This window comes from Corynebacterium sp. BF-R-2, assembly GCF_024586525.1.
Taxonomy (GTDB): Bacteria; Actinomycetota; Actinomycetes; order Mycobacteriales; family Mycobacteriaceae; genus Corynebacterium; species Corynebacterium singulare.
Genome location: NZ_JAMFTP010000012.1, coordinates 62,979 through 86,670, shown reverse-complemented (window position 1 = coordinate 86,670; position 23,692 = coordinate 62,979). Strand labels below are relative to the sequence as shown.

At 60.3% G+C, this 23,692-nt stretch carries 22 protein-coding genes; 17 read left to right on the top strand and 5 right to left on the bottom strand.

The genetic code is table 11. From position 1 onward, the window contains the following. Positions 1-24: 24 nt before the first annotated feature. The 4 genes from M5J09_RS09970 (at position 25) to M5J09_RS09955 (ending at position 3,037) form a co-directional block, all read left to right on the top strand. Positions 25-597 (top strand): hypothetical protein, encoded by a 573-nt coding sequence (locus M5J09_RS09970; protein ID WP_257157734.1) that lies wholly within the window; start codon positions 25-27, stop codon positions 595-597. A 3-nt stretch (positions 598-600) separates the two neighbouring features. Further along, positions 601-1,182 (top strand): hypothetical protein, encoded by a 582-nt coding sequence (locus M5J09_RS09965; protein WP_257157733.1) that lies wholly within the window; start codon positions 601-603, stop codon positions 1,180-1,182. Positions 1,183-1,401: 219 nt separating this feature from the next. After that, entirely contained in the window at positions 1,402-2,655 is a 1,254-nt protein-coding gene (locus tag M5J09_RS09960) for an ATP-binding protein (RefSeq protein ID WP_070535536.1), read from the top strand. Between the two features lie 34 nt (positions 2,656-2,689). After that, a complete protein-coding gene (locus tag M5J09_RS09955; RefSeq protein WP_257157732.1) occupies positions 2,690-3,037 on the top strand; it encodes a DUF2200 domain-containing protein in 348 nt (115 codons plus the stop codon). A gap of 34 nt (positions 3,038-3,071) precedes the next feature. Here M5J09_RS09955 and M5J09_RS09950 read toward each other — a convergent pair whose 3' ends face one another. Together M5J09_RS09950 and M5J09_RS09945 are read right to left on the bottom strand one after the other, a co-directional pair. Next, complete coding sequence (locus M5J09_RS09950) at positions 3,072-3,302, bottom strand: hypothetical protein (protein WP_039674063.1); 231 nt, start codon at positions 3,300-3,302, stop codon at positions 3,072-3,074. A 1-nt stretch (position 3,303) separates the two neighbouring features. After that, positions 3,304-4,146, bottom strand: coding sequence for a hypothetical protein (locus M5J09_RS09945; protein ID WP_239181053.1), 843 nt, complete (start codon positions 4,144-4,146; stop codon positions 3,304-3,306). A 316-nt stretch (positions 4,147-4,462) separates the two neighbouring features. Here M5J09_RS09945 and M5J09_RS09940 point away from each other — a divergent pair, with 316 nt between their 5' ends. From M5J09_RS09940 to M5J09_RS09920, 5 genes are all read left to right on the top strand, one after another. After that, positions 4,463-4,990, top strand: a complete 528-nt coding sequence (locus M5J09_RS09940; RefSeq protein WP_144793890.1) for a hypothetical protein — start codon at positions 4,463-4,465, stop codon at positions 4,988-4,990. A 60-nt stretch (positions 4,991-5,050) separates the two neighbouring features. Then, the gene (locus M5J09_RS09935; protein ID WP_257157731.1) at positions 5,051-6,004 is read left to right on the top strand and encodes a DUF2891 domain-containing protein; all 954 of its coding nucleotides are present in this window, start codon (positions 5,051-5,053) and stop codon (positions 6,002-6,004) included. Positions 6,005-6,045: 41 nt separating this feature from the next. Further along, entirely contained in the window at positions 6,046-7,044 is a 999-nt protein-coding gene (locus tag M5J09_RS09930; protein ID WP_257157730.1) for a hypothetical protein, read from the top strand. A 238-nt stretch (positions 7,045-7,282) separates the two neighbouring features. Further along, the gene (locus tag M5J09_RS09925) at positions 7,283-8,242 is read left to right on the top strand and encodes a hypothetical protein (protein ID WP_257157729.1); all 960 of its coding nucleotides are present in this window, start codon (positions 7,283-7,285) and stop codon (positions 8,240-8,242) included. Positions 8,243-8,459: 217 nt separating this feature from the next. Further along, on the top strand, positions 8,460-9,077 hold the full coding sequence (locus M5J09_RS09920; protein ID WP_257157728.1) for a hypothetical protein: 618 nt from the start codon (positions 8,460-8,462) through the stop codon (positions 9,075-9,077). A gap of 78 nt (positions 9,078-9,155) precedes the next feature. On the opposite strand, the gene M5J09_RS09915 is transcribed toward M5J09_RS09920, so the two are convergent. Then, the gene (locus M5J09_RS09915) at positions 9,156-10,736 is read right to left on the bottom strand and encodes an ABC transporter substrate-binding protein (RefSeq protein WP_257157727.1); all 1,581 of its coding nucleotides are present in this window, start codon (positions 10,734-10,736) and stop codon (positions 9,156-9,158) included. A gap of 408 nt (positions 10,737-11,144) precedes the next feature. On the opposite strand from M5J09_RS09915, the gene M5J09_RS13210 reads away from it, so the two are divergent. The 6 genes from M5J09_RS13210 (at position 11,145) to M5J09_RS09885 (ending at position 17,751) form a co-directional block, all read left to right on the top strand. Next, positions 11,145-11,807 (top strand): hypothetical protein, encoded by a 663-nt coding sequence (locus M5J09_RS13210; RefSeq protein ID WP_306558223.1) that lies wholly within the window; start codon positions 11,145-11,147, stop codon positions 11,805-11,807. Between the two features lie 247 nt (positions 11,808-12,054). After that, positions 12,055-12,654: a hypothetical protein gene (locus tag M5J09_RS09905; protein ID WP_257157726.1), complete on the top strand. Its 600-nt coding sequence runs from the start codon at positions 12,055-12,057 to the stop codon at positions 12,652-12,654. Between the two features lie 351 nt (positions 12,655-13,005). Continuing rightward, positions 13,006-13,767: a 5-oxoprolinase subunit PxpA gene (locus M5J09_RS09900; RefSeq protein WP_070537543.1), complete on the top strand. Its 762-nt coding sequence runs from the start codon at positions 13,006-13,008 to the stop codon at positions 13,765-13,767. Next, positions 13,767-15,314: an urea amidolyase family protein gene (locus M5J09_RS09895; RefSeq protein WP_257157725.1), complete on the top strand. Its 1,548-nt coding sequence runs from the start codon at positions 13,767-13,769 to the stop codon at positions 15,312-15,314. The genes M5J09_RS09900 and M5J09_RS09895 overlap by 1 nt, the downstream gene beginning before the upstream one ends. 18 nt (positions 15,315-15,332) lie before the next feature. Beyond that, complete coding sequence (locus M5J09_RS09890; protein WP_257157724.1) at positions 15,333-17,129, top strand: biotin carboxylase N-terminal domain-containing protein; 1,797 nt, start codon at positions 15,333-15,335, stop codon at positions 17,127-17,129. 22 nt (positions 17,130-17,151) lie between these two features. Further along, positions 17,152-17,751, top strand: coding sequence for a GntR family transcriptional regulator (locus M5J09_RS09885; RefSeq protein WP_042529619.1), 600 nt, complete (start codon positions 17,152-17,154; stop codon positions 17,749-17,751). Positions 17,752-17,990: 239 nt separating this feature from the next. Here the strand turns inward: M5J09_RS09885 and M5J09_RS09880 are convergent, their stop codons facing one another. Further along, a complete protein-coding gene (locus tag M5J09_RS09880) occupies positions 17,991-18,761 on the bottom strand; it encodes a putative hydro-lyase (RefSeq protein WP_042529618.1) in 771 nt (256 codons plus the stop codon). Continuing rightward, positions 18,761-19,924 (bottom strand): NRAMP family divalent metal transporter, encoded by a 1,164-nt coding sequence (locus M5J09_RS09875; RefSeq protein ID WP_201773980.1) that lies wholly within the window; start codon positions 19,922-19,924, stop codon positions 18,761-18,763. Before M5J09_RS09875 ends, M5J09_RS09880 begins: the two co-directional genes overlap by 1 nt. Before the next feature lie 279 nt (positions 19,925-20,203). On the opposite strand from M5J09_RS09875, the gene M5J09_RS09870 reads away from it, so the two are divergent. After that, the gene (locus M5J09_RS09870) at positions 20,204-21,364 is read left to right on the top strand and encodes an acetyl-CoA C-acyltransferase (RefSeq protein ID WP_257157723.1); all 1,161 of its coding nucleotides are present in this window, start codon (positions 20,204-20,206) and stop codon (positions 21,362-21,364) included. Then, entirely contained in the window at positions 21,365-23,551 is a 2,187-nt protein-coding gene (locus tag M5J09_RS13205) for a 3-hydroxyacyl-CoA dehydrogenase/enoyl-CoA hydratase family protein (protein ID WP_306558222.1), read from the top strand. It begins immediately after the preceding gene. The last annotated feature ends 141 nt before the right edge of the window (positions 23,552-23,692 follow it).

The window sequence follows — 23,692 nt, the reverse complement described above, 5'->3', positions numbered from 1 at the left end:
CACATCCACCAAGGAGACCACACCATGTTCAAGACCAAGATTGCTTCCACCACTGCTGCCCTGGCCGTCGCCTCCGGCATCCTCCTCGCACCGGCCGCCAACGCCCTGCCGGCACGTGACCTGGGTCCGGCGAACCCGACCACCATCGGCGAGCACTGCACCAACCCGGGTGATACCGGCCAGACCGTAGAGATCAAGCGCACCTACTTCGACGGCTCCGCTGGCTCCTGGACCGTGTCCAACTACAACGACGAGCCGCTGCCGGTTACCCGCTCCATCACGGAGACCAAGACCAAGACCTGGAACGTGTCCGCTGGCGTTGACTTCAAGCTGATGGACCTCATCAACTTCACCTTCTCCTCCAGCTACACCGATTCCCAGTCCTACGAGGTTGGTGAGCAGGTTGGTCCGTACAACATCGCTCCGGGCAAGACCGCCGTGCTGCGCGCCGGCTGGGTAGTCTCCGACTTCGAGGGCCAGAAGACCATCTGCGGTTCCGATAACACCTGGCAGCCCAACGGCGGCACCTTCACCGCTACCCTGCCGAAGGAGCGCCACATCGAGGTCTCCACCCGCGATAACAACGATTGGGGCTAAAGCGTGCTGAAGAAGTCCATCGCGAGCACCTTTGCCGCACTGAGCCTGCTGGCGGCCGCTCCTGTTGCCCACGCCGCCGACTTCGGCGGGGACTTCGAGCTGCCCCAGCGCTGGAACACTGACTACGAGCCCGGCTCTAGCTGCTCGACGCCCGGTGAGAACGGCACCTATGTCACCGCTACCCGCCGCTGGTTCAAGCAGACCGACGCCACGAGCGTGGCCAACCGCAACGATGAGTCCGTTCCGGTCAGCCACACCGTCACCCAGGCCCGCACCCAGACCATCGAGGTTTCTGGGTCTATGAAGGGCGAGGGCGAGCTCGCCAAGGTGCTCACCCAGACCTACGGCTTCCACTACGTCAATGAGCAGCACTGGAAGCTCAACCAAGAGGTCGGCCCCTATGAGCTGCCGGCCAACTCCCAGGGCAAGCTGGTGTGGGGCTTCACCATGCTCGACACGGACGGCCAGGACGTGCGCTGCAACTCCGACCAAGAATGGGAGCCCGTGGGCAAGCCCTACTCCGCCACGGTTCCGGAGGCGCGCTACTCCGAGCTGCAGCTTGGTGACGCTCCCGTCTGGAACTAACTGAACTAGCTCACCTCCCTGAGCCCCACCACAGAGGGCACCCTCGCGCTCCTTTACGACGGCCGCGGGTGCCCTCTTTTTGGCGTTTTAAGGCGTGATCAAACGGCAACGAGAGCATTGCAGAACGGCAACGGAACCCTTGCAGAACGGCAACGGAACCCTTGCAGAACGGCAACACAGGCATTGCAGAACCGCAATATCGCAGGTAGATTGAGTGTCATGACTGATTCTTTTCTACATAGAAACGCACAAGATCTGGCGGAGGAAATCCTGTCGGATACGCCTGTGCTGACTATTTCTGGCGCACGCCAGGTGGGAAAGAGCACCCTCGTTCATCAATTGCTCGAAGATAGAGAGCATAGATTCTTTAACCTTGATGAGAGCGCTTCGCTGGCATCTGCACAAGAGGACCCAGACGGGTTTGTCAGGCAGTTCCCCGAGGGGACACTAGCCATTGATGAAATTCAACGCGCGCCCGAGCTCTTTCGTGCCATCAAAGGCGCACTAGAGGAAGATCGACGACCCGGGCGCTTTGTCCTCACTGGTTCCTCCAATCTCCTCAGTCTCACAGGAGCTGAAGAGTCTCTCGCTGGCCGTGCAGAAACAATTCGTCTTCACGGCCTTAGCGTGGGTGAACGCTTGGGCATCTACGATGACTTTGCCGGACGGGTGTGGTCATTAGGGGATTCAGGGCTGAATCCCGCCTTTACCCCTTCCCGGAGTGACTACTTTCAACTCTTCTGCACACCAAGTTTCCCAGGACTTAGAGATGCTAGCCGGCGGCGACAGCACCGCTGGTTCGACGCCTACATTGAACGAGTACTGTCGAAGGATGCTGCTGAGCTCTACGGTATTCAATTCCCCGACCGTTTGAGCAATCTTCTCAACAAATTGGCAGCACAGGGAACTGCCGAGCTTGTAGCGGCACACATTGGGCGCGCGCTCGATATTCCTCAACGCTCGGTCCCTACCTATGTGACTGCATTGAGTGATGTCTTCTTGATCAACCAGTTGCCGTCTTGGGGAACCAATCTAGAGAAGCGGGCTATTTCTAAGCCCAAGGTCTTTCTTTCGGATACCGCACTTGCTACAAGCCTTGCAGGACTCGATCCAGAGGCTTTGGAGATGAATATCTCCAGCACGATTACTGGAGGTATCTGCGAAGCTTTCGTCGCCAACGAGCTCTTGAAGCAGAAGGCCTGGTCTTCGATTGACTATCGCCTCTTCCACTTTCGTACGTCCACTGGCAAAGAAGTGGACCTCGTGTTGGAATCGCGATCCCGGGACATTGTTGGTGTGGAGGTCAAAGCCGCAATGTCGATCCAGCCAAAAGACTTTGCCGGACTGCGCTACCTTCAGCAGGTTGCAGGCGCTTCCTTCCGCGCAGGAATCGTCCTATATACGGGCAAAGACGTCCTACCAATGGGCAAGAACCTATGGGCAATGCCCATTTCCACGCTGTGGCACGGTTGAATCAGTGGCAACCGATATCGATACACTGCGCCACATGTCCCACCGGATCTTTTCCGTACCCTTCGCTGACATCTACCCGCACTACGTCAACAAGGTAGAGCGCAAAGGTAGAACTGTCAGCGAGCTCCACAAAGTTATCTCCTGGCTCACTGGCTACTCAGTTGAGGGCTTAGAGCGGGCGCGAGAGGAGAAGGTCACCCTCGAGGAATTCTTCGAACAGGCACCACATCTCAACCCGTCCCGCTCACTTATCACCGGGAGGATTTGCGGATACAAGGTGCAGGACATCGAGGACCCGCTGATGCAAAACATCCGATACATGGACAAGCTCGTTGACGAGCTCGCCAAAGGCAAGGCCATGGAGAAGATACTGCGCAGCTAAACTCTTCTCGCTGCGCTATTCAGAGCCTCCGGACTTAAGCCACGAAAGGGTACGGCGGCGCGGTTTTCTCACGGAAGAAGTAACGCGCATGCGTGTGCCGGACGGATTCCAAGTTCTTAGCACCAATAGCAACGAGTTCAACATCGGGGTCATCGTTGATTTGATCGAGGTCATGGCGGGCAAGGGTTGCCTCAGTCAAGGTTTCAAACTCGGTGACATTCAATGCACCCGTCGGGCGGTGATACTTGATGAGAAAAGCCGGCATTTTATTCGCTCCTTTCCGACTCATTGTCTGCCCGTCGCTTGTCGAGCTCACTAATGAGTCTATCCAACATCGTAGAAGTCTTTTGTCGCAATAAACGGGCTTCACGCAGCTCTACTGTTTCGACGATATGCTCGGCAAACGGAGGGGAAAGCACATCGAAATACCTCTCCACTTTATACACAACGTCTGAAAGCTCATGGAGTGAGCGGACCTGGGTATTGAATTGCCGCGGTACTTGCTCACCAAACTCCAAGTACCGAATGCCACGACCGTATAAGTCACCAGCCAGTTCGTAGAGGTTGGCCCAACGTGATTGGAGTGCTGTACGTAGTTGGAACTCGGCACGGCCTGCCGGAGAATAAATGTGCAGATGAATCGCCCGATACCCAGAGTGCGGCTTTTCTCTCATATCCTGAATTTTGACGCGAGCAGCGCCTTGCTCTTCAAGGTATTGGGCAAGTAATTCAGCGACTTTTGTTTGCTCCGAAAGCGAGACATCAAAGTCCATTCGCACTCCCGAAAAATCCTGGATGCTCTCCAGGGGAAAGCTCGGCATTCTCCTTAGTTTCTCAACAAGCACTGGTCGGGTCTTAACCCTCGAGCCTATGAAGAAACGATTCGAATCCGGCTCCACAACGGCATTTGTCGAACGCTCCAGTGGCACGCCCGATTCGCCCAACGCTGACACGGCCAAGGACTCAAGATGGTCGCATAGGGCAGACTGTTGAACCAATATGAGCCGGTATAGCCCCTCATCGATCTCTTTCCCAGCGCGCAGCGCACTGCCTATTCGATGTATCTGCCCTTTACTAAAAGTTGTCGGCTTTTGTTCTAAGAACCTCATGGCTCCCCCTCGTGAGTTGTGCAGCAGTCCGTTTCTGTGAACTGCATCCTGCGCTGTAGACACCCTTGCGTCCCACAATGAACCGATTCCCCAACGCTTCAGATGTCTGCTTTACACATTAGAAAGAAGCTAAGACAATAACTCACATACTCGCTCACATGTGCGATTAAGCCGATAGATATCACACGAATACTGGCTATACGGATAGGAAAGACTGGCATATTGACCAACAGAACCCTCCCACTTTTCAGCGCTCGGACGCGTCCCGCGATACAGTAAAGCCACTTCCCTACTTTCCCTATTAAAGGAGACTTCTATGATTTCGTGGCATCGTCGGTCCTGCCTTGGAATGGCGACAGTCATCGCCGCAGGCCTCGTAGCGGTTCCTACTGCGACAGCACAGGAGCTCAACGTGGAATCCTCTCGGTGCTTGCGCGAAGACTGCTTCAGCGCTTTTAGCAGCAAGGCAGACGAGACCGAAGAGTACAAGCCATCTGAAGAAGATGAAGCCCGGGCTAAAGAGATGTGGCAGGACGCTGAAGACGCCCGCCTCAAGCTAGAAGAATTGAAGAATTCCGGCGCTTCAGCGGAAGAGATAAAAGCTGCCGAAGAGGAATACCGGCTCGCCTCCCAGGCGTGGGGCGAGTTCAGCATGGATATCAACGTCAAAGACGCGCTGCGCGACGAGCACGAGCGCGAGCTTGAACAGATTGATGCGAAGGAAAAGCGCCTCTCCTTGCTCGCAGCCGGTGGCGTCGTTGCTCTCGCCACCGCGGCGGTGGCTGGGCTTGTTAAGGCAGCAGAGTTTTTCCTCCCGCAGTTGAAGGCTGCTCTTTCCCTGTAGCGAACAACCACGAAACTACAGGTCACAATAGATGTCCGGGGCCTCTGTCATACTTGATTCATGACAGAGTTTGAGACCATGGCTAGCGCATGGGCGAGTGGGATTGTGGGCGTCCTCGAGCGCGAGTTTCCCGCCGCCATGCACCATACGAGCGCGTCCGCTGATGATTGCCACGTGCGCCCGCGGGAGCTGCACCCGAGTTTCTACGGGTGTTTCGACTGGCATTCCAGTGTCCATATGCAATATTCAGGGGTGCTTCTGGACGCAGCTCTCGGCCCAGAGTCCCCGACTGAACTTGCTGCGCTTCTCGACGAACGCCTCAGCCCCAAAGCCCTCGCCGTGGAACATGAGTACCTTACGCTGCATCCGGGCTATGAAATGCCTTATGGGCGTGCCTGGCTGCTCCAGTTGGCGTCGGTTCGGCCCACCGAACCACTGCTGGCTCTAGCTGAGCTGACCGCCCAGCATTGCCAAAGCTGGCTTGCCTCGTTGAACCAACCGGTGCGCCACGGCATGCATTCCAATACCGCATTCAACCTCTTCCTCATCCTCGAAGCAGCAGAGAAACTCCAGCTAAATTCCCTAGCAGCTTCAGTGCGCGAAGCTGCCGTTCGATTGTTCGGTAATGACCGTGACTATCCGCTCGAGTGGGAGCTTTCCGGACACGACTTCTTATCCAACGGGTTATCAGAAGCGCTACTCATGTCCCGCGTGTTACCGGATTTCGACGAGTGGTTCGATGGCTTCCTTCCTCACCGCGCCGAAGCAATGGACTTTCTGACAAAGATCCCGGAGGTCCTCGACCCCACCGATGGCCGCCTGGCTCACCTCTACGGTCTAGCCCTGTCGAGGGCGTGGATGCTTGTTGAACTCGCCGAGCATTTCGATGATTCCGCCCTACCGCGCGCCCAGGCGCTGGCGGCTAGTACGGCGCCTCAGCTTATCGAGGGCGACTTCATGTCTACCCACTGGCTCATCACGTATGCGCTGCGTTATCAGCTTGCTACGAAGTAGTACCCTATTTCTTTAATCACCTCACTATCAGGAGCTTGCCCATGGATTCTCGCTACTCGGCGCGGCGCGACGACTACCGCCTGCCGGAAGAGGGGATCCGCATTGATCTTCAGAAAGAACGCGCCCGCCGTCGCGCCCGCTCTTCCCAAGCCCACGAGGGCTCTGCCACGGAGCGCGCACCCTTCCGGCCGCGTCGGCGTCCCGACCACACGCGCATAGCTTCTTCCCCTTCTACCCTGACCACGCCGACCCCATCCCGGAGGTCCGCTTCCCTTTCGGCGTCCGCTCGGAAGGCGCCCGCCCGTACGGTGTCAGGCGGGGTGAGGAGTGGAACCGGGGGACGTCGCCAAGCAGCGCGTCACCGCAAGCCCAGCAGTCGCCGCGGGATGGGGATGCTCCTTATTCTGGCGCTGGTGTTCGTCGGTATCATTGCCGCGCTCAACCTCAATCAGGATTCAGATGCACCGGCGCCTCAGCCAACAGAGGTGGTGGCGGAGCCCGCCGCCGTCATCGAGCCCTCCCCCGCAGTGGAAATGTACATCCCAGCGATTGATGTGCGCGCAGAATTCGAGGAAGGTTCCTGCCGGGTCAAGGACAATAAAATCAACCCGGATTCGATGAATAAGGCCTGCACCTACACTGCGGACGATAAACCTTATGCGCTTCCCGGCACGGACTCGCCAGACATCGTGGTCATTGCCGGGCATACCGGCGCGGGTGTACCAGCAGTGTTCAATAACCTCTACGACGGTCGCGCCGATACACACAAGGCCTCCGTGGGCGACAAGTTGTTCTTGCGCACGCAGAACTCCGGCGAACAGTGGCTGGTATACACCGCTACCGATCTGCATGACCCGTCCAAGGAAGGCCTTGAGCAGGATGAAAGCATCTGGGGCACCGATGCCAAACCTGGCCGCCTGCTCACCATCAGCTGTATCCAGCCGGCCAATCCGCTCGCTTCCGCCGTACGCAATGCGGTCGTGGGCTGGCAGTTTGAAGGCGTAACTGCAGCACCAGAAACTGCCGCCGATCAGAGCTAAGCTCCCCCTCGGCCATCCCCCCATGCAGGGGGATCCCGACTTCCAGGGGCCTTTGTCGAACATTTTCGCAGGTCATGGTTTCAAACACTGCCACATTCCCGCAGTGTAAGCGGATTATTTGTGCCCTATCCGAAAGCTTCACCGCATCGAACACGCTGCGTACATGACTCCGCATATACCTAAAAAGTTACGGGAAGTCACACCGTAACCCCTGTGACTAATGTGAAATCTGTGACTATTGTGGTTCAAGTCGGGTGAATCCCTCTCACAATCCCACAAGGAGAAACACATAAAGCGCATCAACCGCACTCTGACCGCAGCTGTCCTGGCTGGTTCCCTCGCACTGGGCGGCACCGCCGTTGCCTCTGCGCAGATCCCGGCCCCGGCCGTGTTCGAGCTCGATGGCACCACCTACCAGCGTCAGCCTGACGGATCCTACAAGAGCACCAACGAGCTGGGCTCCACGTCCCTCACCGCTGAGCAGGCCCAGGTCGCTTGGGAGCGTCTGCAGGAGAAGGAAGCTCCTGCAGACAATCACGATGAAGGCCCCACGACCACCATTCAGCTCGGCGACGAAGAGGAAGCCCCGGCACCGGCACCGGAAAACCCGGATCCGGCTCCGGCTGGCCCGTCCAAGGTTGATACCCCGATCGACAACGGCACTGGCGGATCCGAGCAGGGTTCCGCAAAGCCGGAGGCTCCTGGCTCTGAAAAACCTGAAACCCCGGGCTCGGAAAAGCCGGAGGCTGGCAAGGAAGAACCTGCTAAGCCTTCCGGTACCGAGACAGCACCGACGGGTGGCTCCCAGGCCCCTTCCACCCCTGCAGATGATGCTGACTTCGACACTAAACAGCTGGCATGGCTGGCACTCCCGGCTGCCCTCATCATCGGTGGCGTGACCTGGTACCTGGCTAAGGACGGCAAGACCTACGTTAAGACCGAAGAGGCTGCTCAGAAGGACACTCCTTCCGCTGAGGAGAAGGCAGCTTCTGAGCAGATGCTCAAGGAGAACAAGGACGAGGTCATCGCCCAGGGCGGCAAGGTTGCCGAGAGTACCGCTGAGAAGACCCAGGCTCAGTCCCGTGGTATCTCCGCCGAGACCGGCTCCAACACCGTGGCCCGCGGCCTCGCTGCACTGGCTATCGCAGCCATGATTGCTGCCGGCGCCTTCGTTGCTCGCCGCAAGCTCTTCATCTAAAACACTGACGCACCAATTTCCGCACTAAGCCGCGGGAGTACCGCATGCCATCCCCCTTATTCGCGAGTGATGGCATGCGGTTTGTGTGTCTTTGATGACACCTCGGAGCTCAGAGCACAACAAGCCGCCGTTGAGCACACCATTCACATCCATATCCGCTAATCTAAAATCGTCTCGTTTTCCCTGCGTCTATCGCTGATTTTCCTAGGAGAAGAATATGAAGAAGACTTCGCTCACTCTCGCCACCACCGCTCTGACTGGTTGCCTCGTCTTGGCCGGCACCACCATCGCTTCCGCCGATGAAGAGGCTACTCAGGAGCACGACACCAAGATCAATATCTGCTGGGCACCGGCCGCGGAGTTCACCACCACTGTCGACGAAAAAGAGCACACCTTTAAGCAGGAATCCTTCGGCCTATGGCGCGCTGCTGACAACGAGGACCTGACGCTCAACCGCGCTGAGGTCATGGAGATTGCTAAGGCCGACACTCAGGCCTGCGGCGAACAGGATGAGGATGCGGCGAAGATCCAGGAATCCATCATCAACAACCCGCCGACGTCCACCACCGCTACGTCCACCACCACGACTTCGGAGACCCCGACGTCGGAGACCCCGGCCTCTGAAACTCCTTCCACGACGTCCGAGACCCCAACTCAGAGTGAGACCCCGACTGCCGAGTCCAGCTCCTTTGATGAGTCACTGAGCTCCGAAGACGGTGAGCCGACCGATCTGGGTATTGCCGCCATCATCGCGGCTGTCCTCGGTGTTGTGGGTGCTATCGCCGCCGTCGCTCCGAGCGTGGCTAAGTCCCTGGGCATCAAGCTGCCGTTCTAACAGCTTCGAATTCTCCCAAAAGCGCTCCTCACCACAAATCGTGGCGGAGCGCTTTCATGTAGCAGGACGTGAAACCTTCTACTTCAGAGTCACCTTGTAATACAGCGGCTTCGACTTCCACGTGAAGATCACATTATCAACACGCTCGGAGTAGCCACCGGTGGAGTTGGTGTACCACAGCGGGATTGCCGGAAGGTCCTTCATGAGTACCGCCTGGGCGTCATTGACACGCTCAACGCTCTCCTGGCCGTTGGATGCCGCAGCAGCCTTCTTCAGGAGCGAATCGAACTCTGGGTTGGAATAGTCGGCGTCGTTAGTCGCAGCACCTGTGGCATACAGCGGCTCTAAGAAACTCGACGGCGACGGGTACACCGACTGCCAGCCGGTGCGGAATGCACCCTCGATCGTCTTGTTGGTGACCTCATCGCGCAGCGATTTGAAATCCGGATAGGGTGCTGGCTGCGCATCAATTTTAAGGGTGTTCCGAATAAAGTTCACGACGGCATCGACCCACTCCTTGTGGCTGCCATCGGAGTTATACGCCACGGTAAACGGCCCCTCAAACGGTTTCATCTCTTCCGCCTTGGCCCACAACTCGCGCGCCTTGTCCGGGTTATAGGTCAGGACGTCGTTGCCAGGGATGTCCGTGGCGCCGTCGTTAAGCACAGGCGACGTGAAGTCCACCGCCGGAGTGTTCGTCCCTTGGAAAATGGTCTGGGTAATCTCTTCGCGGTCAATGGCCATGGACAGTGCTTGTCGACGCAACGCTCCCGCCTCCCCGCTAAAGTTCTCATCCCCCGCGGGAATAGTGATGGACTGGAAGATAGCGGCGGGTTCATTCACTGCACGCTCGCCGAGGTCCGTTTCGAAGTTGGCCATTGCCGAGGACGGAATCGATTCCAAAACATCAAGATTTCCCGAAAGTAAATCCGCATAAGCTGCGCTGGCATCGGCGTAGAAGACAAAGTTCAGACCATCATTCTGCGCCTTACGATCACCTTCATACTTCTCATTAGGAACGAGAATCGCGTTCTGATTGTGATTCCATTCCTGCAATTTATACGGGCCACTTCCCACTGGGTTCTGGCCGTAAGCGGCGATGTCCTCGAAGGCCGATTCGTGCATCGGGAAGAAGACGGAATAGCCTAAGCGCGTTTCGAAATCAGCTGTAGGCTCATCGAGCTCAATGGTGAACGTCTTCTCATCGACGACCGTGAGCCCTTCCATGCTTTCTGCTCCTTCTTCATAACCTTTGATGGGCTCGAAGAAGTAAGCAGAGATCATGCTGTTTTCTACCGCGTTATTCCACGTATCGACGTAGTCCTGCGCACGTACCGGGGAACCATCGGAGAAGACCGCGTCTTCCTTGATCGTGACCGTGTACGTCACATCATCGGTCTTCTCGATACTTTCTGCTTGGTCATTGTGAACCTCACCGTTCTCATCGAAGTAGACGAGCCCCGAGTAGATGAGATCAATGAGCGTTGCTCCCGGCACATCGCTGGTGTCAGCAGGGATGAGCGGCTTTTGAGGTTCGGTGGAGTTAGTACTGATGAAATCAACATCCGACATATCACCCGATCCGTCTCCTCCGCATGCGGTCAGGCCCGCTGCTGCGATAACGGCGGCGAGGCTCGCGCCCACTCTTGTCCATTGCATGAGTTCTCCTTAGGGGGTTGCAGGTGTGTGAATTGTCTCATAACCATGCGTCAATATGTTGCACTTCACGCGATAGTCGGACCCCTCACCGTCAAAACCTTTCGCATGTTCCCTATGTAAAGCCTGTCAACACCCTCGGCATCTACCCCACGACTTCTCCCCGACTGCACCACCACCTTGCAGACCTTTTTGCTTTTTCGTAGCACCATAGCGGCGACAGCGAACATTACCGCTCACTGACAAGCCCTTGATAGCTGCCGTGGAATACCCATATAACTATTCACAGCTTGGCCAATCCTTTGCCGACTTTCGTTAGCATGTGTGAAGTCGATTTCAATACGCGGTCACGCTACTGATGTCGACATTGACTTTTCATACAACGTCCCCGAATTCCCTAGGAGAAGAAATATGAAGCGCATTTCCCGCAACCTCACTGCTGCCGCTCTGGCCAGCTCCCTGACCATGGCCGGCGTTGCTGCCGCTTCCGCTGAGGAGACCGACAACACTGCAGGCAACGACAAGATCATCCCGATCTCTGCACCTGACGACAACACCGACGGAACCGAGACCGGCGACAATACCGATGGTGAGGGCACCCCAGGCGACGACGAGAAGCCGGGCACCCCGGGCGACGATGAGAAGCCGGGCGACGAGAACAAGCCAGGTGAAGGCGACAACAAGAAGCCGGGCGAGAACAAGCCAGGCAAGGACGAGAACAAGCCGGGCGAAGGCGACAACAAGAAGCCGGGCGAAGGCGACAACAAGAAGCCGGACGAAGGCGACAACAAGAAGCCGGACGAAGGCGACAACAAGAAGCCGGGCGAAGGCGACAACAAGAAGCCGGGCGAAGGCGACAACAAGAAGCCGGGCGAAGGCGACAACAAGAAGCCGGGCGAAGGCGATGACAACAAGGAGAAGAGCTCCTTCGACGACTTCAAGGCCAAGCTGTCTTCCGAGGATGGCAAGCCGACCAAGCTGGGTATCGCAGGCATCGTTGCTGGCGTTCTCGCCGCAATCGCCGCTGTTGTTCCGGCTGCTGCTCAGGCCCTGAACATCAAGCTTCCGTTCTAATTACTGAGGCTTGAACGTCCTAAGGGACGTCTATAAGCGCGCAGGCACCCCCACCACCATCGCGTGGATTGGGGGTGCCTTTGTGAGTTCATGGGGAGTATTCCCGAAAATCGCGGTTTTTAACCTAACACCAATCACAGCCGTGGGATCTGGGTTACACTCCGAACCCAACCGATATCGGTTAACGGAAAGGTTTAATCCACCTTTCACGATCTTTTTCACTTACTACCTATCCCCCGGAGTTTTTATGTCTACCCTTTCACGCGGCCTGCTTGCCGCCACCCTGACTGGTTCCCTCGCCCTTTCCGGCACCACCGTCGCTTCCGCCGCTGACTGCGGCTCCCCGTCTGCTGAGTTCACTGCCTCCGTTGATGGCAAAGAGCACACTTTCAAGAAAGTCAGCGAGTTTCTTTGGCAGGCCACCGACGATGAAGACGTCACGCTAAACCGCGCTGAGATTTTCCAGATGGCTAAGGAGGGGGCGGACGTGTGCTCTTCTGAGCCTATCGACATCGGCGATTGGGGAACCGGCAACAGCGACAGCGGTTCCAACGATAACGAGCACGAGGATGATGACGCTGATGCTGGCAAGGGCGGCGATGACGCTGATGCTGGCAAGGGCGGCGACGATGCTGATGCTGGCAAGGGCGGCGACGACGCTGATGCTGGCAAGGGCGGCGACGACCAGAACAAGGACAAGAAGAGCTCCTTTAAGGACGCACTGTCTTCCGAGGACGGCAAGCCCTCCACGCTGGGCATCGTTGCAATCGTCGGTGGCGTACTTGCTGCCATCGCAGCTGCCTTCCCGTTCGTCAAGGACGCTCTCAACATCAAGCTTCCTTTTTAAGAAGTAACGGCTGACACTACCACGCCCGCTCCGCGCACCGTCGTGCGGAGCGGGTGTTTTCCTCTCTCGACATGGCAACGATGGAGAACATCCGGTTTGAGGCATACGGTCAATGTGGGCCAAGCAAACCCGATGGGTGAACCGTTGTGATGAGAACCATCAGCGAAACGTCGGCGTCACCACTGGCACATCTCTCGACGAAACACCACCGCTCGTGCCTTTGGCGGCCCGGACGGAACAGATCACTCCCCCATCCTCACGCAAATGAGGGACACACTTCACAAATGCACGTGACGCGGGCTACACTAAACACCCTAAGATTGTTCAACAATTCGGGATGTAGGGAGAATCATGAGCGCGCTGCACATAGACCTCAACGCCGACCTCGGCGAGACCACCGCGGGCAACCCCGTCGCCGACGATGCGGCCATGCTCCAGCTTGTCTCTTCCGCCAACGTGGCCACTGGCTTCCATGCGGGTGACCCGCACTCCATCGCGGGCACGCTGAAGGCAGCCGCGGAGGCTGGTGTGACGGTGGGCGCGCACGTGGGCTATAACGATCCGGCAGCCTTCGGCCGCCGTTTTATTGATTACAACGCCGCTGAGCTGGCAGACGAGGTCACCTACCAAATCGGCGCTCTGCAGGCATTGGCGCAGGCCAATGGCACGAAGGTCGCCTACGTTAAGCCACATGGCGCGATGTACAACGCCATCGTCCACCATGAGGCCCAAGCACACGCTGTCATCGACGGGATCAAAGCCTTCGGCGATCTGCCGGTCATGCTTCTGCCGGGCGGCGTGGCCGTCGATATCGCAGAGAAGAAGGGGCTGACCGTTATCCGTGAGGCCTTCGCAGACCGCAATTACAACCCCGATGGAACCCTGGTGTCGCGGCGAGAAGCGAATGCAGTGATGGGTGATGAGGGGGACGTCGTCAAGCGCGTGCTCGACGTTGCCGAAACCGGCTCCATCACCGCCATCGATGGAACCGTGCTCAACGTCGATGCGCAGTCGGTATGCACGCATGGCGATTCGCCCGGCGCGGTTGCGCTCCTGCGCGGCGTGGTCGATGAGCTTAAGGCGCGCGGTATTGAGATTCGGAGCGTTGTCTAATGCATATCCACCCTGTGGGAACCCGCGCGCTACTCATTGAACTGGAGGATTTGTCCCAGGTCATGGCGTGGCATGCGGCGCTCGATGCCCAGCCGCTCAAAGACCAAGTCGACGCCATCGCAGCGGCCACCACGCTGCTTCTGACGTTTGCCACCCCGAACTCGGCCGCGGCGGCCGCCGAGAGGCTGCAGGATTTCCGCCCCACTGCGCATGCGGGCGAGGATCCGCGCTTGGTGGAGATTGATGTGCTGTATGACGGCGAGGATCTGGATGAGGCTGCCGAATTGATGGACATGTCTCGTGAGGGTCTGATTGATTGGCACACGTCAACGGAGTGGCTCGCGGCGTTCGGTGGCTTCGCTCCCGGCTTTACCTATTGCACTCCGGCGGACCCTGCGCACAATTTCGACATCGAACGCCGAGCCACGCCACGTACCGCCGTTCCGGCGGGCGCGGTTGGTATCGCCGGTGGTTTTTCTGCGGTGTATCCGCGGGTGTCGCCCGGCGGCTGGCAGCTGCTGGGCACGACGAGCACGCCAATGTGGGAGTCGGATGCCCAGCCGCCCGCGCTGGTGCAGCCGGGTGACCGCGTGCGCTACCGCGCGGTGAGTTCGCTTCCCGATTTCGTCTCCACCACGCCATTTGGCCGCCGCACCCCGGCGCGCCTGCCGCGCATGGAGGTCCTCGATGCCGGTCTGCTTACTCTATTCCAGGATCAGGGCCGCCCCGGCCGCGGCAACCTGGGTGTCACCCCTTCGGGCGCAGCGGACCTTGCGGCGGCGGCCACGGCGAACGTCGCCGTGGGTAACCCGCGTGGCGCCACGGTGCTGGAAAACATCGGCGGCATTCGCCTGCGCGCGCTGACCGACGCCGTCATGTGCGTCACCGGCGCCCAGTCCCGCGTCTTGTTGGAAGATATGCCCGTGGCACTGGCTCGTCCCGTGTTGGTTACCGCGGGCTCAACGGTAACGGTCGAGCCTGCAACGGTGGGCCTGCGCAATTACATTGCCATCCGCGGCGGCATCGTGGCGGATGCGGAGCTGGGCTCGGCGTCCACGGACGTGCTCTCCGGGTTGGGGCCCTCACCGGTGCGGCTTGGCGACGTCATCGGTGTCCTCCCCCGCTCCACCGCCATGACCGACGGCCAGTTGTCCAACCCGCTGCGCGTCAGCGAAGGAGCACACGGCCAAACGCACGGCGTTCTGCGCTGCGTACTGGGACCGCGTGATGACTGGTTCACCCCGGATAGCCTCAATGTCTTCCTGGCGACCGAGTGGACGGTCACCCCGCAGTCCAACCGAGTGGGCGTGCGACTGCTTGGCCCCTCGGAGGACACGGGCCTGAGCCGTTCCCGCGAGGGCGAGCTGCCCTCCGAGGGCATGGTGGCCGGCTCGGTCCAGGTCCCGCCCAGCGGTGAGCCGGTCATTTTCCTCCGTGACCACGCTGTTACCGGCGGCTATCCCGTCATCGCCACTGTTCTCGAAGAAGATATTGACATTGCCGCGCAGCTCCCGCCGGGAGCCACGGTCCGTTTCGAACTCGCTTAAACACTCTGAAGGTTAACCATGATTTCTGCAGTCCTTATTGCTAACCGCGGCGAGATCGCCGTACGCATCGCCCGTACCGCACGTGACCTGGGCATCCGCTCTATCGCTATCTACTCGGAGGCCGATGCCGGCGCCCTGCACACCCAGGTGGCTGATGAAGCCTATGCGCTGCCCGGAAACTCCGCGGCGGATACCTACATGAACGTTCCCGCGATTCTGGATATCGCCGTGCGCGCCGGCGCCGACGCCATCCACCCAGGCTACGGCTTTCTCTCCGAGAACGCTGACTTTGCCCGTACAGTGGCCGACGCCGGCCTGACCTGGATTGGCCCCTCCCCGGAATCCATCGAGCTGCTCGGTGACAAGATTGCTGCGCGCCGCGTAGCCGAGGAGGTCGGCGCCCCGCTGGCCCCGGGCACCTCCGATCCCATCGATGACTGGCAGGAGGCCCGCGCCTTCGCGGAGGAGCATGGCCTGCCCATCGCCATCAAAGCTGCCTACGGCGGCGGTGGCCGCGGCCTCAAGGTGGTGGAAAACCTCGAGGACATCGAGGCTGCCTTCAACTCCGCTGGCCGCGAAGCCAAGGAGGCCTTCGGCCGCGCGGAGTGCTACGTGGAGAAGTTCCTGACCCACCCGCGCCACGTTGAGGCCCAGATTCTTGCCGATACCCATGGCAACGTCGCTGTCCTCGGCACCCGCGATTGCTCCACCCAGCGCCGCTTCCAGAAGCTCATTGAGGAAGCACCGGCGCCTGCGCTTAGCGACGACCAGCGCCACGGCATCCATGAAGGTGCCCGCGCCATCTGCGCGAAGGTGGGCTACACCGGTGCCGGAACCGTGGAGTACATCGTCTCCGAGGACGGCACGATTTCCTTCCTCGAGGTCAACACCCGTGTCCAGGTCGAGCACCCCGTCACCGAGGTTGTGACCGGCGTGGACATCATCGCGGAGCAGTTCCGCATCGCCTCCGGTGAACCCTTGTCTTTCCTATCTGACGCTCCCGCGTCAGATTCCCCGTCTGATTCCTCATCTTCGTCCGATGCGAAAGCATCGGACCCCGAGGCCAACGGCCACGCCTTCGAGTTCCGCATCAACGCCGAGGACATCCTCAACGGCTTCGCGCCGTGCCCGGGCACCGTCGTGCGCTTCGAACCACCGACCGGCCCAGGTATCCGCGTGGATTCAGGAGTGCGCTCGGGCTCCATCGTGCCGCCGTACTATGACTCGCTCGTGGCCAAGCTGTTGGTTTGGGGGCCGACCCGTGAGATCGCGCTGAACCGCGCGAAGCAGGCCCTCGAAGAATTCGACATCGAGGGCGTGCGCACCGTGCTGCCTTTCCACCGCGACATGGTGGCCTCCCAGGTCCTCGTCGACCACGGCGATTCTTCTGCCGAGGCCGGCATTTATACCGATTGGCTCGACCACAACTACCGCCCGTCCGCACAGGCCACGAGCGCCGTTGCCCCGGTGGAAGCCATTTATGCCAAGCGCACCCGCGTTGCCCTCGAAATCGACGGCAAGCTGGTCAGCGTGGGCTTCCCAGCCGACCTCTTGGCGGCGGGGGCTGCGGGGGCGAAGGGGGCGTCGGCAAGCGCGAGTGGCGGTGCCGGCGACGTGACCTGCCCCTACGAGGCCAACCTCGTGGCATGGAACGTGTCCGATGGCGAGACGGTTGAGGAAGGCCAGCCCATCGCCACCATCGAGGCAATGAAGATGGAATCCTCAGTCAAGGCTCCGGCCGCGGGCAAGGTATCCCTCGTGGCCAAGGAAGGCGACCGCTTGGAACCAGGCGCGGTGATCGCCACTATCAATTAGCCAGCAGGCTACTGTGAGTCGCATGCTTGCAGATTCCGTCGCATCCGCGCTCCGCGCTGCCATCTCCGAGGGCGACTACATGCCCGGCCAACAGCTCAACGAGGTCCGCGCGGCCGAGCGCTTCGAGTGCTCTCGCAATACGCTGCGGGAGTCCTTCGCCATGCTCGCGGCGGAACGCATCGTTGAGCGCATCCCCCACCGCGGTGTCTTCATCGCGACCCCAGACGAGGATTTCGTGCGCGACCTCTACCTCGCCCGCGCCGCCATCGAGCCTGCTGCGGCCCGGTATGGCACGTTCCCAGACCCGGGCGAGCTCATCCGCCTCACCGAATCCGCCGTGCAAGCCGGCGCACCCCGTCCCCTTCTCAACCAGCGCTTCCACCAGCAGCTGGTTGCGGGCCTCGGCTCTGTCACCCTCAACCGCACGATGTCCCACCTGCTGGCCCGCATGCGCGTGACCTTCTTGCTGACGCTAGAGCGCAACCCGCATATCCACGATGAGCATGTGCAATCCAATGTCGACTTAGCGCACCTCATTGCCCAAGGCGAGCGCGATGCCGCCGCCGACGCCTGCCGCGCCGACCTCATGCGAGCGATGGACTCCATTCTCCGCGTGCTCTAGCCTCGTCGAAGGCCATATCAGCCGTCCCGTTGCTTGCCGTTGCTTCCCGCCGCACAGCATTTCCACAAGGTCCCTTTACTCCGGTCCCTTTGCAGCGAAAAGGGACCATGTATCCCGGATTTTTGGCCCCCAAGTGGTCCCTTTACAGCGACAAGGGACCAAACTAAAGGGACCAAACTAAGGGCACCACAGTGTCGGGGCCGCCTAGCCCTTTCGCCCAACACCCGAATGGGCGGTGTTTAGGGGATGAGGTAGTCGCGGTCCGGGATATCAGTGACCAGCATCTTGCCCGGCGCATGTGTGATGGCGAGGCTAGGCCGCGAGTTCATGACAATGGCTTGCGGGGTCACGCCACAGGCCCAGAAGACGGGGATGGTGCCCTCTGGGATGTCGATGGCCTCGCCGAAATCAGGCTGAGAGAGGTCTTCGATGCCAATGGCTGCCGGGTCGCCCACATGGACAGGCGCTCCATGCACGGCGGGGTAGCGGGAGGTGATGCGCACGGCATCGGACACCTGGCTCGCGGGAATGGGGCGCATGGACACCACCATCGGTCCAGAGAAAATCCCGGCGGGAGTCGTGGCAATGGTGGTGCGATACATCGGCACGTTGCGGCCTTGGTCGATGTGAGCGATAGAGATGCCGTTCTCCAGAAGGGCGTTCTCAAAAGTGAACGAGCAGCCGATGAGGAAGGAGATGATGTCTGGGGAGTAGAAGGGGGTGGCGTCGGCAAGCGTATGCGTGAGCTTTCCGTCCTCGTAGATGTTGTACGCGGGAATGTCGGTGCGGATGTCCCCACCTGGAATGAGGTCCGAGGTGAACTCCCCTGCTTCCAGCACGCCAACGATGGGGCACGGCTTGGGATTGCGCTGGGCAAAAAGGAGGAAGTCGAAAGCGTACTCGCGGGGCAGGGCGATAAGGTTGGCCTGCATGAAGCCGCGCGCATGGCCCGCGGTGGTGGCCATGGCGTGCGTGCGGGCAAAGGTACGCACCTCGGCCGGGTTCTGCATTATGCCCACAGTTCAACGATTCCAGAAAACGACCTAACGCCGATAACAATTTCCAGCCCCAGGGCCAGCACGCCCAGAATGAGCAGCCACAGCGGCTGTTTGACGCCGTGGGTCAGGTCATGGCGGCAGAAGGCGACCCACATGACCATGGCGAAGGCAATGGGCAGGATGATGCCGTTGAAGGCGCCGGCGAAGATCAGCAGCTTTTGCGGGGCGGAGTTAAGCAGCACGAAGAGGATGGTGCAGACAACGATGAAGCCAACGGTGAGGAAGTTGCGGGTACGCGGGGAGACCTTCTGGGTGGTCACGAAGGTAATTGAGGTGTAGGAGGCGCCGATAACGGAGGACAGACCAGCAGCGAAGAGGACCACACCGAAGGCGCGGAGGCCAAACTCGCCGGCGGCGTTGTAGAAGGCATCGGCAGCCGTGTTGTCTTCAGACAGGGCCACGCCGGTGGCGACGACGCCGAGGACGGCAAGGAAGAGCAGCACGCGCATGATGCCGGTGACGATGATGCCCAGCACGGAGGTTCGCGTAATCGCGCCGACGTTCTCGGGGCCAGAGAGACCAGAATCAATAAGGCGGTGCGCACCGGCAAAGGTGATGTAGCCGCCGACGGTACCGCCAATCAGCGTGGTGATAACGAAAAAGTCCACGGACTCCGGCATGACGGTGTTCTTCAGGGCCTCACCCACCGGCGGCTGGGAGACGATGGCAACGTAAAGCATCAGCAGGATCATCACCGCGCCAAGAGCCGCGACGATGCGGTCCAGCGCCACACCGGCGCGCTTGGACAGGAAGATGAAGACCGCAATGGCTGCGGCGATGACGCCGCCCCAGCGTGCTTCGATGCCGAGCAGTGCGTTGAGGCCGAGGCCGGAACCGGCGATGTTGCCGATATTGAAGACCATGCCACCAATAAAGACCATGATGGCCATGAACCAGCCCAGGCCGGGGAGGACGGTGTTGCCCAGTTCGTTGGCGCGCATGCCGGAGATAGCGAGGACGCGCCAGACGTTGAGCTGGATAGCGATGTCCACGATGATCGACAGCACGATAGCGAAGGCCAGCGCCGCACCCATCTTGACGGTAAAGACCGAAGTCTGGGTAAGGAAGCCTGGGCCGATGGCGGAGGTGGCCATGAGGAACATGGCGCCCGCCATGGCACCGATCCCCTTGGGCGGCTTCGCCTGCTGGGTCTCCTGGCCGGAAGCTGGAACCGCAGAGGCGTTAGTTGATTCAGAGCTCACTAGAGAGAACCTTTCGTGACGCAGGTCGCATTGCTGAATGGTGAAAGCATAGAGGTTGTTCAACAATCTGTAAATAGCGCGGAGGTCGGGTGCACCCGCACCCCGGACGTGACGGGACATTGCACGGAACGGAAAAGTGACCTAGGATACGGAGTTAACTAATAGTCATTCGTATAACCCACGGAGGATCCCATGACTCAGGACATCTACATCGCGGGCGCTGCACGCTTGCCCATCGGCAAATTCGGTGGAAGCCTCGCCCGCCTCTCCCTCACGGAACTCGGCTCGCTCGCCGCCGAAGCGGCTATTGAGCGTTCGGGGCTTAGCGGCGCCGACCTCGACACGGCGGTAGCCTCCAACGTCATGCCCGTCGTCCCGAAGGATCTGTACCTGTCACGGACTATCGCCAAGAATGTCGGCATGCCGGACTCCTCCACCGCCATGGGCGTCAACCGCCTCTGCGGCTCCGGTGTCCAGGCCGTCATCAGCGCGGCCCAGCTGCTGCAGTCCGGCGACGGCACCCTCGCACTCGCCGTTGGCGCGGAATCCATGAGCAACGCGCCCTATTCCGTCGAAGGCGCCCGCTTTGGCAAACGCATGGGTGACGGCAAGCTCTATGACTGGCTCACCGGCGCACTCTCCTGCCCCTTCGGCACCGGCCACATGGGCGTGACCGCAGAAAACGTTGCTGCGGATAACAACATTTCCCGTGAGCGCCAGGACGAATTCTCCGCCGAGTCCCAAGAGCGCGCCGCCAAGGCCCGCGAGGAAGGCGTGCATGCAGAGGAGATCGTCCCGGTCGGCGAACTGGACTTTGATGAGGGAGTGCGGGAGACGAACGTCGATAAGCTGGCAAAGCTCAAGCCTGTCTTTGTCAAGGACGGCACCGTCACCGCCGGCAATGCCTCCGGCATCAACGATGGTGCGGCCGCCGCCGTGCTGGCCACCGAAGAGGAAGTTGAGAAGCGCGGCCTCGACCCGCTGGCGAAGATTGTGTCCTGGTCCATCGCGGGCGTGGACCCGACTCGCATGGGCATCGGCCCTATCGCCGCCGTGCCAAAGGCCCTGGAGAAGGCCGGTCTGAAGCTGGAAGACATTGACCTCATCGAATCTAACGAGGCCTTCGCCGCCCAGGCTATCGCCGTGCAGGACGAACTCGGTTTCGACCCGGCCAAGACCAACGTCTACGGCGGCGCGGTTGCGCACGGCCACCCGGTGGGTGCCACCGGCGTCATCCTGCTCACCAAGCTGGCGTACGCACTGCGCCACCAGGACAAGCGCTACGGCCTGGTCACCATGTGCATCGGCGGCGGTCAGGGAATCGCCATGATTATTGAGAATGGAGCAAAGTAAATGAGCATCACCAAGGTAGCCGTCATCGGCGCAGGTTCGATGGGTTCCGGCATCGCCGCGCTCTGCGCGTCCGCCGGCATGGACGTTGTCCTGCTTGATCAGAACGCAGAAGGCGCCCAGCGCGGTGTCGATATCCAGCTCAAGCGCAAGGGCTTCCACCTGCCGGAGTTTGCAGAGCGCGTCACCGCCAGCGATGACTACGCGCTGCTGGAGGACCGCGAGTGGGTCATCGAGGCCATCTTCGAGGACCTCGGCGCGAAGCACTCCCTCTACGAGGCCATCGAGCCACACCTGTCCGAGGACGCCATCCTGAGCTCGAACACCTCTACCCTGCCGCTCGAATCCCTCCTCGAGGGCGTCGCGGAGACTCGCCGCGATAAGTTCGCCATTACTCACTTCTTCAACCCGCCGAAGATTATGCGTCTGGTGGAGCTCATCGCCTCCGGCTCGACGGAAGACACGCTGCGCACGACCATCGAACAGACCCTGGGCAAGATTGCGCTCGAGTGCCGCGACACCCCGGGCTTCATTGCCAACCGCGTGGGCTGCTACTGGATGGCCGCCGGCGTGGCCCGCGCCCGCGAGTTCGAGGTGAGCTACGAGCTTGCCGACGCCTCCTTCGGCCGGGCCTTCGGCATCCCCCGCACCGGCATTTTCGGCCTGCTCGACTACATCGGTCTCCAGCTGGTCAAGCCGATTTGGACGTCTTTGGAGACAGCCCTGCCCGCAGGCGATCCGCTCCTCTCAGTACCGCTTGGCGATGACGAGTTCATCGCCGGCCTGGTAGAGCGTGGCCTCACAGGCCGCACCGGTGACGGTGGCTTCTACCGCGGCCGTGACGAGGTCATCAACGAGTCTTATGAATACGTGCCGCGCACGCAGCCGACTGACCCGGTCGTGGGCCTCAAGGATCCGCGCGAGGTCATGGAGACCGATTCGCCGGGCGGCCGCTTCGCCCGCGCCGTGTTCCTCGACACCCTGGCATACTGCTGCGAGGTCGCACCTGATATCGCTGACCACGTGGGCCTCATCGACGAAGGCCTGACCTTGGGCTTCGGTTGGAAGAAGGGCATCTTCGCGCTTGCCGACGCCATCGGCATCGACTGGGTCGCCTCCGCCTACGGCTCCGACGTTCCTGCCTTGGTCTCCGCCGCTGCCTCGGCAGGCGGTTTCTACGGCAAGGGTTCGGTGCTCTCCTCTACCGGAGAACGCCAGGAGCTCGCGCCGCGTGAGGGTGTCGTGACCTTGGCTTCGCTGGATGCGGAGACCATCGTTTCCCTGGACGCGGGTGCTGTCCATGCGGTCTCCACGCCGGCCGGGCGCATCGGCATCATCGACCTACACACCCCGATGAACTCCATGCCGACGCCCGCCCTCGAGGTCATCCGCGCCGCTCTTGGCGCTGTAACCTCGGAGAATCTCGTCGCGCTGGTCATCGGCAACGATAAGCCGGTCTTTTGCGCGGGCGCCGACCTTGGATCCATCGCTGCCGCCGGCGAATCCGGTTCTGCTGCACGTGTTGAAGAACTCATCGCGGATGGCTCGAAGACCCTGCGTGCACTCAAGTTCGCCCCGGTTCCGGTCGTGGCTGCTGTGCGTGGCGTGGCCCTGGGCGGCGGCTTCGAAACCGCCCTGGCCTGCGACCGCATCGTGGCCCACGCCGATACTCGCCTCGGTTTCCCGGAGCGCACGGTGGGCCTCTACCCCGGCTGGACCGGCACCATCTCCTCGCTGGAGCGTCTCAAAGCAGCCGGCGTTGAAGACTACCACCAGAAGGCCTTCGACTTCATCGCCTCGGCCCGCAACTTCTCCTCCGCTTTCGAGGCCCAGAAGGCAGGGTTCCTTTCTTCGGATGATGTCGTTCTCATGTCCTACGACCACGTTCTGGCCCGCGCTCTGCAGGAGGCCGGCAACCTGGCAGGCTCGTACACCCCACCGGCCGATGAGCAGATCGACATGTACTCCGGCGACCCTGCCCTCGACCGTGACTGGCCAATCGAGGGCACCACCGAGAACGACCACGTCATCGTGGCCAAGCTCGCCGAGATGTACACCGGCTCCGGCTCGCTGAGCTTCACCGAGTTCTGCGACCGCGAAGTCGAGTACGACGTGCCGCTCGTCATGCTGCCAGCCAATGTCGAGCGCGCCAAGCACATGGCCGCGACCCGCAAGCCGCTCAACAACTAGCCTGCGCCAACCTCATCGCAAATGGTCCCCTTACTCTGGTCCCTTTACTCAGCAAAGGGACCATTTGTATGAGGTTTTTGGTGTGGAGATGGTCCCTTATCAGCGCTAAGAAACCAAAGTAGAAGGACCATCTAAACTCAG

Coding starts and splice junctions, on each gene's coding strand:
- M5J09_RS09970 (WP_257157734.1), top strand. CDS start 25: ATGTTCAAGACCAAGATTGCTTCCACCACTGCTGCCCTGGCCGTCGCC.
- M5J09_RS09960 (WP_070535536.1), top strand. CDS start 1,402: ATGACTGATTCTTTTCTACATAGAAACGCACAAGATCTGGCGGAGGAA.
- M5J09_RS09955 (WP_257157732.1), top strand. CDS start 2,690: ATGTCCCACCGGATCTTTTCCGTACCCTTCGCTGACATCTACCCGCAC.
- M5J09_RS09950 (WP_039674063.1), bottom strand. CDS start 3,302: ATGCCGGCTTTTCTCATCAAGTATCACCGCCCGACGGGTGCATTGAAT.
- M5J09_RS09945 (WP_239181053.1), bottom strand. CDS start 4,146: ATGAGGTTCTTAGAACAAAAGCCGACAACTTTTAGTAAAGGGCAGATA.
- M5J09_RS09940 (WP_144793890.1), top strand. CDS start 4,463: ATGATTTCGTGGCATCGTCGGTCCTGCCTTGGAATGGCGACAGTCATC.
- M5J09_RS09935 (WP_257157731.1), top strand. CDS start 5,051: ATGACAGAGTTTGAGACCATGGCTAGCGCATGGGCGAGTGGGATTGTG.
- M5J09_RS09930 (WP_257157730.1), top strand. CDS start 6,046: ATGGATTCTCGCTACTCGGCGCGGCGCGACGACTACCGCCTGCCGGAA.
- M5J09_RS09920 (WP_257157728.1), top strand. CDS start 8,460: ATGAAGAAGACTTCGCTCACTCTCGCCACCACCGCTCTGACTGGTTGC.
- M5J09_RS09915 (WP_257157727.1), bottom strand. CDS start 10,736: ATGCAATGGACAAGAGTGGGCGCGAGCCTCGCCGCCGTTATCGCAGCA.
- M5J09_RS13210 (WP_306558223.1), top strand. CDS start 11,145: ATGAAGCGCATTTCCCGCAACCTCACTGCTGCCGCTCTGGCCAGCTCC.
- M5J09_RS09905 (WP_257157726.1), top strand. CDS start 12,055: ATGTCTACCCTTTCACGCGGCCTGCTTGCCGCCACCCTGACTGGTTCC.
- M5J09_RS09900 (WP_070537543.1), top strand. CDS start 13,006: ATGAGCGCGCTGCACATAGACCTCAACGCCGACCTCGGCGAGACCACC.
- M5J09_RS09895 (WP_257157725.1), top strand. CDS start 13,767: ATGCATATCCACCCTGTGGGAACCCGCGCGCTACTCATTGAACTGGAG.
- M5J09_RS09890 (WP_257157724.1), top strand. CDS start 15,333: ATGATTTCTGCAGTCCTTATTGCTAACCGCGGCGAGATCGCCGTACGC.
- M5J09_RS09885 (WP_042529619.1), top strand. CDS start 17,152: ATGCTTGCAGATTCCGTCGCATCCGCGCTCCGCGCTGCCATCTCCGAG.
- M5J09_RS09880 (WP_042529618.1), bottom strand. CDS start 18,761: ATGCAGAACCCGGCCGAGGTGCGTACCTTTGCCCGCACGCACGCCATG.
- M5J09_RS09875 (WP_201773980.1), bottom strand. CDS start 19,924: ATGGCGGGCGCCATGTTCCTCATGGCCACCTCCGCCATCGGCCCAGGC.
- M5J09_RS09870 (WP_257157723.1), top strand. CDS start 20,204: ATGACTCAGGACATCTACATCGCGGGCGCTGCACGCTTGCCCATCGGC.
- M5J09_RS13205 (WP_306558222.1), top strand. CDS start 21,365: ATGAGCATCACCAAGGTAGCCGTCATCGGCGCAGGTTCGATGGGTTCC.